The sequence below is a fragment of the Botryobacter ruber genome (assembly GCF_003347595.2).
In the GTDB taxonomy this organism is placed as follows: Bacteria; Bacteroidota; Bacteroidia; order Cytophagales; family Hymenobacteraceae; genus Pontibacter; species Pontibacter ruber_A.
This window is the reverse complement of record NZ_QCZK02000031.1, coordinates 74,699-92,511: the sequence shown is the minus strand read 5'-3', so window position 1 is coordinate 92,511 and position 17,813 is coordinate 74,699. Positions and strand designations below refer to the sequence as shown.

Below are 17,813 nucleotides of genomic sequence, written 5' to 3'. Positions count from 1 at the left end.
GTTCAGGTATCATAGGTATGTAAGTCTTTAAGAAGGCAGCTATTGAAACTGTTTACTAAGCCAAAGTCAGACGAGGAAAAACTCATAGAGGGGTGCATTGCCGGCAAGCGGGAAATGCAGCAGAAGCTCTATGACCTCTATGCTAAAAAGATGATGGCGCTGTGCCTGCGGTACGCACCAACTAATTTCGAGGCGGAAGACATGATGCAGGAAGGGTTTGTGAAAGTATTTGCCAACATTCAGAATTTCAAAAAGGATTGCCCGGTTGAGTTCTGGATCAGGCGCATCATGATCAACACCGCCCTGAAACATTTGCGCCAGAAGTCGCTGCTCACGGTGTCGCACGAAACGGAGGAAGCCGCCAGCGTCAGCACCGACAGTTTCAGCCTGACAGGTTACAGCCTGGACGAGTTGCTTGGCCTGATTCAGAGTCTTGCACCACGGTACCGGATGGTGTTCAACCTCTATGCCATAGAGGGCTACAACCACAAAGAGATCGGCGAAATGCTGGGCATCTCGGAAGGCACTTCAAAATCACAATATTCACGCGCCAGGGTTATCCTGCAGGAGATGCTGGCACGGCAGGAACATAAATTTAAAGAGCATGTCATCAGCAGATAAACTAGAGCGCGGGAGGCTGGAAGAAGAGTTCCGGAGCAGGATGCACGATGCTGAAGTCGCGCCTGCACCTGATTTGTGGAGCCGCATCGAGCACGAACTGACCGTAAACGAAAACCGGGAGTATAAAGACCGCCTGTTCATCTACAAGCGGCTGGCGGCGGCCTGTTTTGTGCTGTTCATGCTGGCCGGTGCCTTGCTTACTTTTGAATACAAAAAAGAGTTAGCTGCACCAGCCACCACAGCCACTGCTCCTGCAAACAACCCCACAACCGGACTGGCAGCTGCAGAAAAAGCAGCCGATCAACCTACTGAAGCTACCGGAGTGGCAGCAAACGAAACAACAGGTGCTGCCAGCATTAATACAGCGCCTGCCGCACCACAACCCAAACAGCGAACAGCAGAAGCTGTGGTGGCTGGTGCAGACCAGGCACTGGCGGCTAAAAAAGCACCTGCCGCAGGCGACGTGCCGGTAAACGCAGGCGAGTTGCTCAAACTGCTGACAAACAATGAAGGCCAGGGCAACACCATCGCCGCCACAACACCAGCGGCTGTGCAGGAGGATGAAACTCCTGTACCTGGTGCTACCGCTGGCATCGCAGCAGACAGCGATAAGGCAGCCGCCGATAAACTGGCGGTACAGCAAATGCTGCGGAATGCAGGCAGCATCGTTGCCTTATCTAAAGAACAGAAAAAACTGAAAGACTCTTTTGCTGCCGCTACTACCGTAAGCAGCAACAACGATAGCCAGGCAGAAGCCCTTACAAAGTCGTTCGCGAGCCTAAATCAGTCCGATAAAAAAGCAGGTCAAACCGCTGCAGGCGGTGACAGCCGCCTGAGCCTGGGCATGGCCTACGGACCGGCGTATTTTAACCAGAACATCGGCCTGCCGAACCAGATGATGAGTACCGTAAGCCGGAACAGCCTGGTAGCACCCGGCCCCAGCACCTCACGTTTTGCAGCTGAAAACATGGAGGCTGCCCGCGAAGAGTTCGAAGACAATACCGATGCTGCTTTCTCGTATGCCGTAGAGGCCAGAACAGGCATCAGGCTGGGCAAAAAATGGAAACTGCTCACCGGCATAGGCTACAGCCGCAACTCGGCCCGCACCAAAACCACGTATGTCATCCGGCAGTACTGGTTCCGGCCCGGCACGCGCGAACCTTACGAACTGGCCTCCACCATCTTTTTACCATCGCTCAACAACGGCTTCACCACCGATTCCATTTCGGTAGAGCAGACGGACCCGTTCTATGTGAACTATGATTACAAGCAGCTGTCGGTGCCGCTGGGGCTGCAGTATGAAAGTAAAATTGCCAAAGACTGGTACTGGTACGCGTCCGGAGGGGTGGCAGCCAACTTTAACCTGGGCAGTGAAATAAAAGCAACTTCAGCAGAGATCGGCTCCGTTAAGTACAGCAGCCGCGACGAAGATTCGCCGTTCCGCGAAGTGCAGTTTTCGGGCAATGTGGGCGCCGGCATCGGCAAGCGTGTCTCAGAATCGGTGATGGTGGTAATTGGACCGGAGTTCCGCCGGTACTTCAGCACCATGCTGGCCCGGCCCGACGAGGCACTGGCTCCGCAGGGAAAACCTTACTCGTTCGGGGTAAATATGGGGATACAGTACACACTGGATAAAAAATAAATTTTTCGTAAAATTTTTATAGAAGCGTGCAACCATCCAGCCGCAGAAAGGGTCATAATAGTATAGAAGGTAAGTAGTTCCACCTCTAACCAGACTGCGCTTATGAAAACGATATTCGACTCTTTTGCTGCCTTTGCAGAAATTTTCAACCTGAACCTGATGGGATGGTTTGTGTTGGTGGTGCTCCTGCTCGTTTCGGTTTTGATGGGCAACTAATGCTTATCACCCAAAGAAGTATAACAGCAGGCATACCAGCGAAAATTTAAAATACGTACTGCGACACCTAACCTACTGTAGCTCTTACGGGCTCCTGCTATGAATTACATTGCCTTTAAGTTTTGGATAGTGCTGCTGCTGTTGCTTGCTGCTACCGGTTGTATGGAGCGTGAAGCGCCTGTGCCGCTGCTGCAGGCAGACGAGGTGCTGCAGGCAATTACCGGAAAATGGACCATCGAGAAGATTGATTACCAGCTGTGCCGCGACCGGAACTGCACCGTCAGTACCTACACCGGCAGCACCGGCGACTACTTCGAATTCAGGGCCGACAGTGCTTTCCTTGTACTTACAGAAAGGCCACAGCAGCAACAAAAAGAGCAATTTAAAGCTTCCTACACCCTGCAGGGCAGCGTTGTATTAACCAAAGGCGAGTGGTCGGGCCGGTTCGAGCTGGAAGAAGCAAAGGCAAAGCGACTGGTGTTACGAAACACCTTTATTGGCCGCGACCCCAATGCCATCTTTACCGATACCTATTACTTAACCCGCTAACCCGGGATTGCTAACACAAGATGCACACATTTACCACCCAAAGCTTGTGCAGAGGCAGTGGAGGCAGGAGCAGAACCCTTTTTTTACCTGAAACAATATCAGTTTTTATACAAGAACCTATCGATCCATTAGTACAAAACTAAAACTATGAAACCTACTTTTTTTATTGCACTGCTATACCTCTGCCTGTCGTTGCTGGTAATCAGTTGAGAAACTGCTGCGCCTGAACCGGAGGATGTTGAGGCCGACATGATTCGCACAGTTCTGCAACCAGAACTGGGATTTTGCCATAAGCGCGATGTTGCCTAACAGGTCAGCAGTGCGGTAGTGGCAGCTAACATTGCGTTAACGCTTACTGCTTATTTTTTGGGATATTGTTTGCAAAAAGCCTGGTGTGGTACAGCAGGCTTTTTCCTTTTTTGACCGTTGATGGTAGTGATGAGTATGATGGGTGTGATTTTATGTTTGTCTGAATCAGGATTTACGGGATTTTAGAATTTTCAGGATTGGGTTTGTCTGAACAAGATTAAGAAGATTTAAGGAATAACAGGATTGGGTTTGTTTGTGGTTCGTGCAGGAGACGCGGGCACCGTGTCTCTACAGCCATCCCCCCAACCGCTCTACCTCTCTGTTACAAGGTTGAAAACCTTCAACCCCTACAAATTCTACCTCTCTACCTTTCTACCTCCTAAACTTTCTAACTTTCTAACTCCTAAACTCTCAAACTCCCAAACTCCTAAACTTTCGGGCGCTTTTGGGTGTTATACTATATCTTTACATTCCGTAAAAGTATAGCATGGATTTTCAGTTAACATCAGAATTTCAACCGACCGGCGACCAGCCGAAAGCCATTGCGCAGCTGACCGACGGTATAAACCGTGGCGAGCATGCGCAGGTATTGTTAGGAGCCACCGGTACAGGTAAAACCTTTACCATGGCCAACGTGATCAAAAACACCGGCAAACCGACGCTGGTGCTGTGCCACAACAAAACGCTGGCAGCGCAGCTGTACGGCGAATTTAAGCAGTTCTTCCCCAACAACGCGGTAGAATATTTCATCTCCTACTACGACTACTACCAGCCCGAAGCCTACATTGCCGCTTCGGATGTTTTCATCGAAAAAGACCTGGCCATAAACGAAGAAATCGAGAAGCTGCGGCTGCATACTACCTCGGCACTGCTCTCGGGCCGCCGCGACATTGTGGTGGTGGCGTCGGTATCGTGTATCTATGGTATCGGTAACCCCGAAGAGTTTGGTAAGAATGTGCTGCACCTGGCACCGGGGCAGCGCTACAGCCGCAACAACCTACTCTACACCTTCGTGCAGATCCTGTACAGCCGCTCCGAAGTGGAGTTCACACGTGGAACATTCCGGGTAAAAGGCGACACCGTGGATATTTTTCCGGCCTATGCCGACTTTGCCTACCGCCTCTATTTCTTCGGCGATGAACTGGAGGCGATACATCGTATTGATCCTGCTTCAGGTAAAAAATTATCCGACGAAACTGCCATCACTTTATATCCTGCCAACCTCTTCGTTACCGGCAAGGATACGCTGCAGCAGGCTATTTATGAGATACAGCACGACATGGTGGCGCAGCACGAGTACTTCCTGAAAGAGGACCGCCCCGTGGAAGCCAAGCGCATTAAAGAACGGACGGAGTTCGACCTGGAGATGATCCGGGAACTGGGCTACTGCTCCGGCATCGAGAACTACTCCCGCTACTTCGACCGCCGCGCCCCCGGCTCGCGCCCCTTCTGCCTCCTCGACTACTTCCCCGACGATTACCTGATGGTGATAGACGAGAGCCACGTAACCATGCCGCAGGTGCGCGCCATGTGGGGGGGCGACCGCTCCCGCAAAGTGTCGCTGGTAGATTATGGTTTCCGCTTACCGGCCGCCATGGATAACCGCCCGCTCACTTTCAATGAGTTCGAAAGCATGATGCACCAGGTGGTGTTCGTAAGCGCCACGCCCGGCGATTACGAGATCCAAAAATCGGAAGGGGTGGTAGTGGAACAGATCATCCGCCCGACCGGCCTGCTCGACCCGGAAATAGAAGTGCGGCCAAGCGCCAACCAGGTAGACGACCTGCTCGACGAGGTAGACGAGCGTGTGAAGTTGAAAGAACGCGTGCTGGTAACCACCCTCACCAAGCGCATGTCCGAAGAGCTGTGCAAGTACATGGAGCGCCTCAATATCAAGGTGAAATACCTGCACTCCGAGGTGAAGACGCTGGACCGGGTAGAGATACTCCGGGAGCTGCGCCTCGGCGATATCGACGTGCTGATTGGCGTAAACCTACTGCGCGAAGGCCTCGACCTGCCGGAAGTAAGCCTGGTAGCCATCCTCGATGCCGACAAAGAAGGCTTCCTGCGCGACCAGCGCTCGCTCATCCAGACGATGGGCCGGGCCGCCCGTAACGAACGCGGCAAAGTAATTATGTACGCCGACCGCATCACCGGTTCCATGCAGCGCGCGATGGACGAAACCAACCGCCGCCGCGAAACACAGATGGCTTACAACATTCAGCACGGCATCACGCCACGCACCGTACTCAAGTCCACGGACGAGATTTACGAGCAGACATCCGTAGCGGATTCCAGGAAGAAGGAAGTGAAGATGTATGCCGGTCCGGAAGAGGTAACGCTGGCTGCAGAACCTATCGTGCAGCACATGAAGCGCGACGAGTTGGAGAAGCTTATCAAGAAAACCGAAAAGCAAATGGAAGCCGCCGCCAAAGAACTCGACTTCCTGCAAGCCGCCAAATACCGCGACGAACTGGCCGAGCTGAGAAAGCTCCTGAAAACGAAGCGGGATTAATTTCCAGCTACTGCCTTAGTTGCCGCCCCTGCTTGTGCTGTTGCACTGGCAGGGGCGGTTTTTTATTTCCAGGAAAGTAGCCTGTTGTTTTTGTTTTGCTGCATCTGCCACCACAGCCTCTGCTGATGCAAGACAGGTGAGATGACGGCAGCAGTAGATCAATCGGTAATAAGAATTTTAAGCTTTGCCGTGCTTTGATTCTTGATCACGTTTACATAGTAAGTACCGGCAGGGAGATCCGTTGTCTCTATCAGAAAAGCCTCGCTGAATTTATAAGACTGAAGTGTGTTACCCCTTTCGTCCGTCACAAAGGCTTCCGTTATTTCCTTATCGGTTAGTTGAACAGTAATGCTGGTGCCTCGCTTTGCCTCAGTGGGCGATACAATAACAGACTGCGCTAGTGTAGGATCTTCCTCGTACAGTTGGCTCTGCGCATTGGCAGCCATCGGTTCGGTGTTCACATTAAACACATCGGTCAGGCAGTTGTAAGCATCAGACACAGAGTAAACAGTAGAGGCAGACGGGCTAACAGTGATGCTGCGTGTGGTGGCACCGTTGGACCACCGGTACGTCCCAACCCAGGAGGCGGTCAGCTGCACCTGGTTACCAGGAGCCGTGCCGATGGTAGTTGTCTTGTTCACATCCTGCATGATGGTGAACTGGTCGAAGATGGTGCCGTCCTTGCGCAGCATCTTGCAGTCTAAGCGGTTATCCTCCACCTCCAGGTAGAGCATGCCGCCATCGTTTACGGCAAACGGCAGGGCGTTGTGCGGGTACCCGGACTGTACGCTTCCTGAATTGCCCGAAGAGCCTTCTACTACATATACTGTCCCGTGGTTTCTGGTGCCGGAGGCCGTCACGTAGACGCAGGAGTTGGCGCTGCCGTTGTATTTCCCACTGGAGGTGCTTTTGGTATGGGTGGCCAGGTTGAAAGAAGCTTCGGTGCCATAGTAGTTGTTTAACAGGTACGAGCGCTCGTAGTTGTGGCTGTGGCCGGTAAGTACCAGGTCTACCCCATGTCGTTCCAGGATGCGGATAAAGTTCTGGCGAAGCCTGATCAACTCGCCCTCTGTGTCGGAGTTGTGGCTGCCTTTTGTGTGAGGCGGGTGGTGCCAATAGGCAATCACCCACTTTTTAGAGTTGGCTGCCAGGTCTTTTTTCAGCCATTGCACCTGCACACCCAGCGTATCATAGAGCTTGGTGTTATCCAGTGCTTCCACGCCATAAGAGTCGAGGCTGATGAAGTGGATGTTGCCCCAGTCGAAGGAGTAGAAGGCTTTGGAACCGGAAGGTACGCCGCCACACTCACCTGCCGTGGGCATCGAGAAGCTTTTGTAGTAGCCGCCGGCATTCCGTTCGGTCAGCGCAATTTCACGATACTCGTGGTTTCCGGGAGCCGGGAAAAGCACATGGTTTTTCAGGATGGTACTGCTGTAAGGGGTGAAGAACTCATTCTGGTAATCGGCATCGGTACCATCCTGATAAGCGTTATCGCCCAGCAGCAGCATGAGTTCTGCCGGGTTACTGCCGGTGTGGGTGAGGTAGGAGTTCAGGGAGCCGGTGCGGTTGCCGTTGTCATCTGCTCCGCAATCGCCGAAGGCGGCAATCCTGATTTTACCTGTCGTGTTGGCGGGAGGAGCCGTATTGAAGAAGTTGCTCTGGTCGGCCTGAAGAACCTGCGAAGAGCTGCCGAAGCGGTAGTAGTATCTGGTGCCGGGAGTTAAGCCGCTAATCCTGACTTCATGTTCGGTTGTAACCGTGGGGTTGGTGGCGGAGAGGGTGTAGGCGCCAAAGGTGGTGCCGACTTCTATCCTGGAATCGGTGGCCGTGGAAGTTCGCCAGCGTAAGGTCATGGCCGTCTGATTGCCCATCTGCAGGTAAGGGCCGCGGGTCAGGATGCCCGGTCCGGAACCAGATTGCCCGCCCTGCTCCACAAAAGTAAAGGAGATGATGAGCGGAAGCCCGGCTGTGCCGCTTCCATCGCTGCCCGAGTACGGGGTGGCCTTGAGGGTGTAGCTGCCGGTGGCAGGCGGGTTCCAGTTGCCGTAGTAGTAGTTGCCGCTGCCGTTGTCGCCGTGCAGGGCGTAGGGAGCAGCTTTGTCGGTATAGGTCTTGCTCTGGGTGCCGCTCAGCTCAAAGATCACACTGCCCACTGGTGCAACGGTGGTGATGGCACGGATATTTACTTTAGCGGAAGGCAGCGAGCTCAGGCTGATCACTTCCCCGTCTGAAACAGATTTTACCTCCCGCTCGGTATTCGCATCAATAAGCACAAAGCCCATTACCTGCGGGACGGTTGGATCAATTACATAGGTCTGCCCGCTGGTGTATCCGCCGCTGCTACTATTGCCAACTGCATCCAGGATGCCTGTGCTGTCAGCTTTCAGGTCCAGCCGCACTGTACCACTTCCTGTTAAAGCGCTCACGGTAATGTCATACAGCACACCACCTGTGCCTACGGCGGCTACTGCGTTCGGGGCGAGCACACCACTCACTCCACCTGAAACAGCAGTAAAAGTGAAGTCTCCCCTGTCTACCCCGCTAACACTTTCGGAGAAGGTGGCCCGGAAGGTGACAGTAGTGGCGCTGGTAACAGTGGTAGCAGGTGCATGCCTGTTGATGCTCAGCACCACTGGCGCCACCACATCCTGCCGAATGGTATAGCTTTCTCCTGTGGTAAAGCCGCCCGTGATGGCATTGCCCACGGCATCTGAGATACCCGTGCCACTGGCGTTGAGATCCAGCCGGAGTTTACCGTTTCCTGCAATAGAACCGACAGTAATGTCGAAAGTAGTGCTATCGGAAGCAACTACAGCTACCGAATCTATCACCCCGGTCAGCATACCGGTTGTAACAACAGAAAAGTCTGCGGCATCCACACCAATTACTTCTTCTGAAAAGATAGCCCGGAAAGTAACGGAAACAGCATCCGTACTGTCTGCTGCTGGCAGCAACCTGCTAACGCTTGTCACGACCGGCCCTGTGACATCCTGTCGGATGGTATAGCTTTCGCCACTGGTAAAGCCTCCGCTGATGTTAATACCAACAGCATCGGCGATGTTGGTGCTGGCTGCTTTCAGATCGAGACGCAGTTTTCCATCACCCAAAACCGGGCTGACTGTGATGTCATAGCTAACTCCTGTTGTATCCGCTGCAGCTACCGAATCAATGGTTCCGGAAAGCTTACCAGAAACGGCGAGGGTGAAGTCTGATGCATCAACACCCTTAACCACTTCTGAAAAAGTAACCCGGAAAGTTACGACCGTCGCATCGGTACTATCTGCAGCCGGCGACAGCCTGTTAATGCTTTTCACTACCGGCGCCTGCAGCACAGTATACGTTTCCCCGGTCGTGTTGCCGCTGCTGATAGCATGGCCCACAGCATCCGTAATGCCAGTGCCACTTGCATTAAGGTCCAGCCGCAGTTCACCGTCTCCGGCTATGGCGTTAACAGCTATGTTGTAGCCGGCACCTGTTGAATCTGCAGCAGTAACAGCCTCTATTACACCGGTAAGGTTACCGGTTAAGGAAAGGCTGAAATCCGCTGCATCCACCCCACGCACTGCTTCAGAGAAAGTTGCCCGGAAGGTAACAGCTGTAGCATCGGTGGTGTCGGCTGCAGGTGTTTTCCTGCTGATCGTCAGTAGCGTTGGCGCTACCAGATCCTGCCATATTTTATAGTTTTCTCCTTCCGTAAAGCCGCCCTCAATTGCATTGCCTGCTGCATCTGCAACACCAGTGCCACCAGACTTCAGGTCCAGGCGCAAAATGCCGTTCCCAGAAACAGAACCAACGGTGATGTCATAGGTAGTGCCCAGGGTGTCAATTGCAGCTACAGTGTCGATTGTTCCTGTCAGCGGGCCGGAGATGGTAAGGCCGAAATCACTTATGTCAACACCACTTACTCCTTCTGAAAAGATGGCCCGAAAGGTAACAGCAGCAGCTTCGGTACTGTCTGCTGCCGGCGATTGCCTTGTTATGCTTAACACCACCGGCGCCACCACATCCTGCCGGATGGTATAACTCTCCCCGCCGGTAAAGCCGCTGCTGAGGACATTTCCTGCTGTATCTGTAATCCCGGTACTGTCTGCTTCCAAATCCAGCCGGAGCATACCATTTCCTCTAACCGAGCTGACGGTGATGTAGTAGCTGGTCCCGGTTGTATCCGCAGCAGCTACTGAATCTATGCTGCCAGTTAACACACCCGTGATGGCAAGTGCAAAGTCGCTTGTATCTACACCGCTTACTTGCTCCGAAAAAGTAACCCTGAACGTAACAGCTGTAGCATCGGTGGTGTCAGAAGCTGGTAATTGCCTGTTGATGCTCAGCACCACCGGCGCCACCAGGTCCTGCCGGATAGTGTAGCTCTCCCCGCCGGTAAAGCCGCTGCTGATCGTATTGCCTTCCGCATCTGCTATACCGGTACCACTTGCCTTCAGGTCCAGGCGCAGCACCCCATCCCCCGCAATAGAGCTGACGGAGATGTCGTAGGTAGTGCCCCCGGAACCAACGGCAACTACCGAAAAAACACTGGCCACCAAAGCGCCAGCAGTTACGGTCGGAACAAAATCAGCTGCATCAACACCACTTACTTTTTCAGAAAATGTAGCTCTGTATACAACCGATGTTGTATCTGTGGTACTGGCAGCAGGCGCCTGACGGGAAATGCTTACCACCGCAGGAGGCGTCAGATCCCGCTCCACAATCGTGAAGGAAATAGTGAGCGGTATGCCGGGCGTGCCGCTGCCGTCGCTGCCGGAGTAGGGGGTGGCTTTGAGCGTGTAGGAGCCTGTTGCCGGCGGATTCCAGTTACCATAGTAGTAGTTGCCACTGCCGTCGTCGCCGTGCAACGCATAGGGAGCAGCCCTGTCGGTATAGGTCTTGCGCTGGGTGCCACTCAGCTCAAAGACCACACTACCTACCGAGGGCGGGGAGGTGACAGCACGGATGTTTACTTTAGAGGAAGGCAGCGAGGCCAGGCTGATGACAGCACCGTCGGAGATAGGCTTTACTTCCTGCTCGGTGTTCGAATCAATGAGCACAAAGCCCGTTACCTGCTGCTCACTGGAAACGGCAACAAAATTAGCCGTAATGGATAAATTGCCATTCATAGTTACCGCCAGCGGGTTGGTAGTTCCTGATGCATCGCCGCTCCAGCCGGCAAAGGTATAGCCGGAGGCCGGTGTTGCCGTTAAGGAGACGATGCTGCCGCTGTCAAACGTATCCTGGTCGGGACTTTTTGTAACGGCACCGCTGCCGGAGGTACTCACGGTCAGGCTGTTTTGGGTGACCTGGGGCAGAACGCCAGCTGTGCCGGACAGTGCCAGGTCAAATACCATATCCGAAGTATTCAGCTTTGACTGGTGTACCTCTACGGCTAGTATATTGGTACCGCTTACAAAAGCGGAAGGGCTGATGGTAAAAGTGTGCATGTCTTCTCCGTCGTCACTGGCATCGAAAGCAAGGGTGGTGTAGGAGATGGAGCCTGTGGGGAGGTTGTAGCGGTGCACCTCCACCCCGTTCACATACACCACCAGCCCGTCGTCGCAGTACAGGCTGCCTGTAAAGGAGGTGTAGGCACCGGCATCGGAAATGGTAACGGTTTTCCTGAAATAGGTAGTGATGAATTTATTACTTGCATCAGGGCCAAAACTTACAACAGTGGATAGGCCGCTCTCGCCGTAGCCAAACTTGCCCGTGCCCGTTTTCCAGCTACTGTCGTCAAAAGAAGCGGCACGCCAGCCGGTGCCCTGGTCGGTACCGTTATCCAGGTAGCGCCAGGCAGAATTGAATGGTACAAGCGTGGACTGAGCTGCCACCTTAAAGGCAAGCAGTACCACATAAAGAAGCGTAATTCCCTTCAACATCATACAAGAAGTAATAAAACAGCATAAATAAAAATGTGGCCTTTGAAACGACCACACCAGTATAGTGCTGTTCAAACGCCCTGTGTTTGATGAAAAAAAGTCCAGTTAAAAGTGAAGCTGGCTATGCAAAATTTAGGGGATACTTGGTTTACGGAATTGTTAAGAAAACAGCAGCAGGATGCAGGCAGGATAGCAGGAGAATTCCGTAGACTGGCTTCAGATTTTTGTCAATGGCAAGATTGAGGGGGTAAACCGTTAATAACTCCATTTCGCATTAACCGCCTGCCACAGCAGTACAGCAGAGGCTGTGGTGGCAGGTACAGCAGAACAAAATAAGCCTTCGGAACGGGAGCAGGTGGATACCTTTTGGCTGTATCATTCAGGCAAGCTGCCGTAAAACAAAAAAGGAAAGCTTTCGCTCTCCTTTTTCGGGTAGATGTAGTTTTTCAGATCGGTTTTCCCGGCAGGCGGCTAGAGCGCATCCAGGAACAATAATTTATAAAGTAAAATGGCTGCCAGCGCTGCGGCCAGCATCCAGGCAAATAATACAATACGGTTTGCTTCTTTCTCGCCATCCGTATGCAGCACTTCGTAGGCATGCATACGCGATTCATCCAGAATATTTTTCGCTACCAAACGGTACGCCATACTCAGCCCAACTGTTACCAGCACAATATCGTCCAGGAATCCGAATACAGGTGTTAAATCGGGGACCAGGTCGATCGGGCTGATGCCGTAGCCGATCATGAACGCCAGCAGCAGGCGCACGGGCCACGCTACCCGTTTATCGCGGAACGATAAATAGAGGGCGTAAATTTCAGTATTCAGCTCATGGGTTTTCTGCTTCAGTATATGTAACTGCGTCATATCTCTCTCCTCATTTTTGGTGATTGTACGAGAAGATGATAAGTAAAAGTTACAACATTCTTCAGCAGCAGGATAAAAGTTTCTTATTTAACGCCTATTCCAGATCGCCCAGGCGGCATCGGCCTGCTGGTAGAGCATGTCCAGGCCATTCATCACCTGCGCTCCGGCCGCTGCCCCTTTCTGCATAAAGGTGGTGTTTTCGGGGTTGTACACCAGGTCGTAGAGGTAGTGCGCTGGCGTCAGGTGTTCGTAAGGCAGGGGCGGACAAGCCTCGGTAGCCGGGTACATGCCCAGCGGTGTGGTATTGATGATCAATTGGTGTGCAGCCAGCATTTCCTGGTTCAGCTCTTCGTATGTTACCCCTCCGGCAGGTGGATTTCGGGAAACATAGGTATGCGCAATTTGTAGTGCGTCCAAGGCAGCAACCACTGCTTTGGAGGCACCGCCTGTTCCCAATACCAGCGCCTTTGCTCCCGGCTGCACCGGGAAAAACTTTTCGAGCGTATGCTTAAAGCCGATATAGTCTGTGTTATAACCTGTCTTTCTGCCGTTTTGGATGCGGATGGTATTGACGGCTCCTATCCGGGCAGCAGCGGGATCGAGCTCATCCAGGAAAGGTATCACGACTTCTTTGTACGGCACCGTTACGTTCAGCCCCACCAGTTCCGGCTCGCGTGCCAGCAAGGCCGGAAACGCTTCTATTGATTCCAGTTCATACAGGTCGTACACGGCATCGTTTATGCCTTCGCGGGTAAATTTTTCGGTAAAGTATTTTTTGGAGAACGAGTGGCCTAGCTTTTTACCAATAAGCCCGAACTTTCGCATGGCGGTAATTTTTTGGTGATGAATGTGGAGCCGTAAAAGCGGCTCTTTATACGGTTACTCTTTTTGCCTTGGTAGCACTCTCGTCTGTGTAGCGGTCTACGAGGTACACCAGCAGGAAACCGAAAACAGCCAGCAGGATGCCGTACAGCAGGTAAGGCTCGCGACCTGTCAGCTCCAGGTACTCCAGCGGCGACACGTTTTCCTGCACCAGCGGTTTTACCACGCCGTGGCGGTCGGTGTAGGTCTGGAGGGTGTTTTTCCAGGGCCATACTTTGTTCAGCGAACCCACCATAAAGCCGGTGAGCAGGGCCACCGTCAGGTTGTGGTAGTGCCGCAGCATCCAGTTAAGCACATGCGAAAAAGCCAGGATACCGGTCACGCAGCCTAGGGCAAAGGTGAGAATAATATCCAGCCGCAGGTCTTTTACGGCATTCAGAATAAACTCATACTTGGCCAGCAGCACCAGCAAAAAGCTGCCCGAGATGCCCGGCAGAATCATGGCACAGATCGCAATAGCGCCCGACAGGAAAATAAACCAGTACGCCTCCGGCGATTGCGTAGGCGACATGGTCGTGATGAGGTAAGCAGCCACAATACCCACCAGTCCTGCCACCACAACCGCTGGCCGCCACTGGGTTATCTTTTTACTTACGACTACCGCAGAAGCTACGATCAGCCCGAAGAAGAACGCCCAAAGCATTTCGGAGTGGTTATCGAGCAGGTACAGGATGAGGCGTGACAGCGAGGCTACCGAAAAGAGAATGCCTGCCAGCAGCACCACCAGGAAATTGCCGTTGATATGCTTCCAGAAGCCTGCCAGGTTAAACCGGAGCAACAACCTGATTGCATCGCCATCTACAGAGCGGATAGCCCCGAGCAGTTCTTCGTAAATACCGGTGATAAACGCAATGGTCCCGCCTGAAACACCCGGCACCACATCGGCAGCGCCCATGCCCACGCCTTTGGAGAAAAGCAGCAGGTTTTCCTTTAAATTTCTTCTTTTTTTCATTATCGGGTGATATGCTCGCCAGTTCTGAACAGCAAATTTAGTAAAAGGTGGTAATAAAAAATTGCCCGTCCGGTTATTATGACCGGGCGGGCAATTTTATTTATAATGGATGATTTACCCTTTAAAGTTGGTATTCTCTAAATTCAGGAAATGGCTGAAGGTATCGCCACGCAGCCCCAACCGGATGGTTTCGAGCGGAACCACCTCGCTGGGCGCTATATTTCCCAGGTTCACGTTGTGGCCCAGCAGTTTGATAAACCATACCTGCTGCGCTTTCTGCGGCGCCTCCCACAGTATTTTCTCAAACGGAATCTTGGTCAGAATTTCTTCCACCAGGCCGCTTCTTACTTCGCCTGTCGATCGGAAAAGGCCGACATTACCACCCTCGCGGGCTTCGCCAATTACTTTCCAGGCACCGGCATCCAGTTCTTCCTGCATCAGCTTTATCCACATGTAAGGCGGGATAATCTTGGTATCGTCTTTAGAACCAACCTCCGACAGCACGGTAACCTGCTCCGAAAGTAGCCGGATATACTCGCACTTGCGGTCATGGTCCATATCCAGCGAACCGTCCGACACTTCGGCAAAGGTCATATTGTATTTGTCCAATACCCGGCGGTAATCGTCGAACTGGTTGCGAACCACGAACGCTTCGAACAGGGTACCTCCAAAGTAAACAGGAATGCCGGCTTCCTTAAATATATCCAGTTTCTTCTGCAGGTTAGGCACTACATACGATGTAGCCCACCCCAGCTTCACAATATCAACATAGTCTCCTGCTACCTCGATAAAATCTTCTACTTCCCGGATACTGAGGCCTTTGTCCATAGCCATCGTGAATCCTCTTTCGCGAGGCTTCGGCTCACGCTCCGGAAGGTTGTTAAGCAAATAATTATGAGTCATTTGGGTTATTTACGGTACTGATCTATTAACCTGGATAATGCACGCTGCGACTCCAGTTCCGGAAAGAACTCGAAGAGCAGCTTATGTTTATCAAAGTCCAAAATTAATGCATTTTCCAGATAATTGTATGCTTCTTTGTAATTTCCTGCCGAAAGCATGTAAGCGCAGGCCCTGTAATAGAGCTCTGCTTCGTCTGGTTGTATATCAATGGCGTTGAGAATTATCTCGGTGGCTTCATCAAAATTTCCCTGCTCGTAAAGGATAATCGACCAGTTCAGGTAAATATCTTTATCGCCGGGTTGTATCTCGGCGGCACGTGCATAACTCTCCAGCGCCGACACCACGTGCCCCACATGGTACTCAGCCGCGGCCAGGGCCACCCAGTAATCTACGCTGTCTTCGTACAGGTTTACAGCTTTCTTAAAAAAGTGAACCGCCTCGTACCACTTGCCCTGCGCATCCAGTATAACGCCAATGCCAAACCACGCCTCGTCCATTTCCGGGTCCAGGTCAACGGACTTCTGGTAATACCTCCTGGACAGGTCCCACTGGTTCAGCTTTTCGTAGCACTCGCCAATGTTGCAGTACACTTCGGCAGAGGGGGTGCCTTGCTCCAGCATTGCATTAAAGGCCTCGATGGCTTTGGTATACTCGCCCAGGAACACATAGGCATTGGCCATGTTGTTATAGGCCGTGATAAAATCCGGTTTGATGATGGTAGCGTAGTCGTAGGCTGCGATGGCTTTATCGTAGATGCCCAGTTTGTTGTATACATTGCCCAGGTTAAACCAGGCAACATACGAATAGGGGTCGTTGTCGACGAACTCCTGGAAGAAGGGCAACTGCTCGCGCATGGTGCCTGTTACCTCCATACAGTAAATAATTTCCTGCATGGCCGCTTCGTTTTCGATGTTGAGCACAATGCACTTCCTGTAGTATTTAATAGCCGAATTAAACTTGCCCCAGGTCTGGTAGGCCAGGCCGATGTTAAAGAAAATATCGTCGCGGTCGTCGGCAAAAGCGAGGGCTTTTTTGAACTGGTCCACGGCATCGCGGAAATCGCTGCGCTGGGTAAAAATGATGCCGCGCGTCAGGTAAACATCCGGATTTTCGGTTTCTACTTCGGCCACCTGCTCAATCAGCGTCAGTGCCTCTTCAAAACTGCCGGACATCGCCAGCAGCTGCGCCTTGTCTATCAGGAGCTCGTTCGAGAAAGGGTATTGCGCAATGGCAGAGTCGCAGGCGATGATTGCCTTCTTGTAATCAAAGTTGGCGGTATAATGGTCAATTATATATTCAAAATCGTTCAGGTCGAAAAAAGCAGGCTCACTACTTCCCAGCATTTGTTCAAACCGGTTTATCAACTCCAGTTCTTCGCTGTGATCGTCAAAGTTATCTTTCATCTCCAAATTCCAACAAGCTGCCACATGGTAGCTTTATCATAGTACATTTTATCCCTGCAAATAGTTTAGATTGCCCTGGCAGCCGCTGCCTGGTTGCCGGCAGGCAACTGCTGCAGCAACTGGCTGCAGGTCCAGCCGATGGTTTCGCCCACCGGCCTGAATTCCAGCCCGGTGGCCTGCTTTATTTTTTCGTTGCTGAACAGGTGGCTCTTGCCCGAAACCCGTGCCGTGTCTTTGGTTATCAGGGGCTTCGCGCCCGTTAGCAGCGACCGCACATGCTCCAGGCGCCACACCACCTCTGCCAGTGCCGGCACCACCCGCCAGGCAGGCGCTTTTTTCCCCAGGCACCGGGCCGCCAGTTCAAAGAACTTTTTAAACTCCAGCTGTCCCGCGTTTAATATAAATCTTTCTGATGAAATTTCCGAGAAAGTTAGCCGCAACATGGCCTCCACCACATCGCGTACATCCACAAAGTTGGCCGTGCCGGTGGTGTAGAAAGAATTCTCGTTGTACACGTACCGGAAAAGCCGCGTGCTGCTGCGGTTCCAGTCGGCGGGCCCCAGCACCACAGACGGGTTTACGATTACTGCTTTCAGTCCTTCGGCTACGCCACGCCACACTTCCAGCTCGCCAAAATACTTGGAGCTGGCATAGGCGGAGTGCTCTTCGGCCTGGTCCCACTTATTTTTTTCGGTCAGCACCGCTACACCTTTGGGGCGTCCTACAGCTGCGATGGAACTGACGTGGCACAACTTAACATCGCCGGCTTCGAGGCAGGCATCTACCACGTTGGCAGTACCTTCCACGTTAATCTGCCGGAGCAGTTCGCTGTCCTGCGGCGCATACGACACCAGCCCGGCACAATGAAAAACATACTGCACGCCCTGCAGCGCCTCCCGCAGCATGACCGGGTCCAGCACATCCCCCTCGAGCCACTGCACCTTCCGGGCAACGGAGACAGCAGGAACCTGGCCGCGGTACAGCGCCTTAACGGTGTACCCCTGCGCCACCAGCGCTTCGAGTAGAAAGCTCCCTATCAGGCCACTGCCGCCCGTAACAAAAACCGTCATAGTAGCGAGGAGAGGTA

Annotated in this window: 11 protein-coding genes; 4 read left to right on the top strand and 7 right to left on the bottom strand. The window is 52.7% G+C overall.

Features of this window, described 5'->3' with window-relative positions; translation table 11 throughout:
- Positions 1–42: 42 nt before the first annotated feature.
- The 4 genes from DCW36_RS09185 to uvrB all read left to right on the top strand — a co-directional run bounded on the left by DCW36_RS09185 (position 43) and on the right by uvrB (position 5,852).
- Complete coding sequence (locus DCW36_RS09185) at positions 43–621, top strand: RNA polymerase sigma factor (protein ID WP_114782242.1); 579 nt, start codon at positions 43–45, stop codon at positions 619–621.
- Positions 605–2,263 (top strand): outer membrane beta-barrel protein, encoded by a 1,659-nt coding sequence (locus DCW36_RS09180; RefSeq protein WP_114782241.1) that lies wholly within the window; start codon positions 605–607, stop codon positions 2,261–2,263. Before DCW36_RS09185 ends, DCW36_RS09180 begins: the two co-directional genes overlap by 17 nt.
- 315 nt (positions 2,264–2,578) lie before the next feature.
- A complete protein-coding gene (locus DCW36_RS09175; RefSeq protein WP_114782240.1) occupies positions 2,579–3,028 on the top strand; it encodes a hypothetical protein in 450 nt (149 codons plus the stop codon).
- 796 nt (positions 3,029–3,824) lie between these two features.
- Positions 3,825–5,852: an excinuclease ABC subunit UvrB gene (uvrB, locus tag DCW36_RS09170; protein ID WP_114782239.1), complete on the top strand. Its 2,028-nt coding sequence runs from the start codon at positions 3,825–3,827 to the stop codon at positions 5,850–5,852.
- A 158-nt stretch (positions 5,853–6,010) separates the two neighbouring features.
- On the opposite strand, the gene DCW36_RS09165 is transcribed toward uvrB, so the two are convergent.
- From DCW36_RS09165 to DCW36_RS09135, 7 genes are all read right to left on the bottom strand, one after another.
- Entirely contained in the window at positions 6,011–11,722 is a 5,712-nt protein-coding gene (locus DCW36_RS09165) for a metallophosphoesterase (protein ID WP_114782238.1), read from the bottom strand.
- A gap of 468 nt (positions 11,723–12,190) precedes the next feature.
- On the bottom strand, positions 12,191–12,586 hold the full coding sequence (locus tag DCW36_RS09160; protein WP_114782237.1) for a YkvA family protein: 396 nt from the start codon (positions 12,584–12,586) through the stop codon (positions 12,191–12,193).
- Between the two features lie 87 nt (positions 12,587–12,673).
- The gene (locus DCW36_RS09155; protein ID WP_114782236.1) at positions 12,674–13,411 is read right to left on the bottom strand and encodes a shikimate dehydrogenase family protein; all 738 of its coding nucleotides are present in this window, start codon (positions 13,409–13,411) and stop codon (positions 12,674–12,676) included.
- A 46-nt stretch (positions 13,412–13,457) separates the two neighbouring features.
- The gene (locus DCW36_RS09150) at positions 13,458–14,420 is read right to left on the bottom strand and encodes a DUF368 domain-containing protein (protein ID WP_164891083.1); all 963 of its coding nucleotides are present in this window, start codon (positions 14,418–14,420) and stop codon (positions 13,458–13,460) included.
- Between the two features lie 114 nt (positions 14,421–14,534).
- Positions 14,535–15,323: a phosphosulfolactate synthase gene (locus tag DCW36_RS09145; RefSeq protein WP_114782235.1), complete on the bottom strand. Its 789-nt coding sequence runs from the start codon at positions 15,321–15,323 to the stop codon at positions 14,535–14,537.
- A 5-nt stretch (positions 15,324–15,328) separates the two neighbouring features.
- Positions 15,329–16,726 (bottom strand): tetratricopeptide repeat protein, encoded by a 1,398-nt coding sequence (locus DCW36_RS09140; RefSeq protein ID WP_114782234.1) that lies wholly within the window; start codon positions 16,724–16,726, stop codon positions 15,329–15,331.
- Positions 16,727–16,791: 65 nt separating this feature from the next.
- Complete coding sequence (locus tag DCW36_RS09135; RefSeq protein WP_114782233.1) at positions 16,792–17,796, bottom strand: NAD-dependent epimerase/dehydratase family protein; 1,005 nt, start codon at positions 17,794–17,796, stop codon at positions 16,792–16,794.
- Positions 17,797–17,813: the final 17 nt, after the last annotated feature.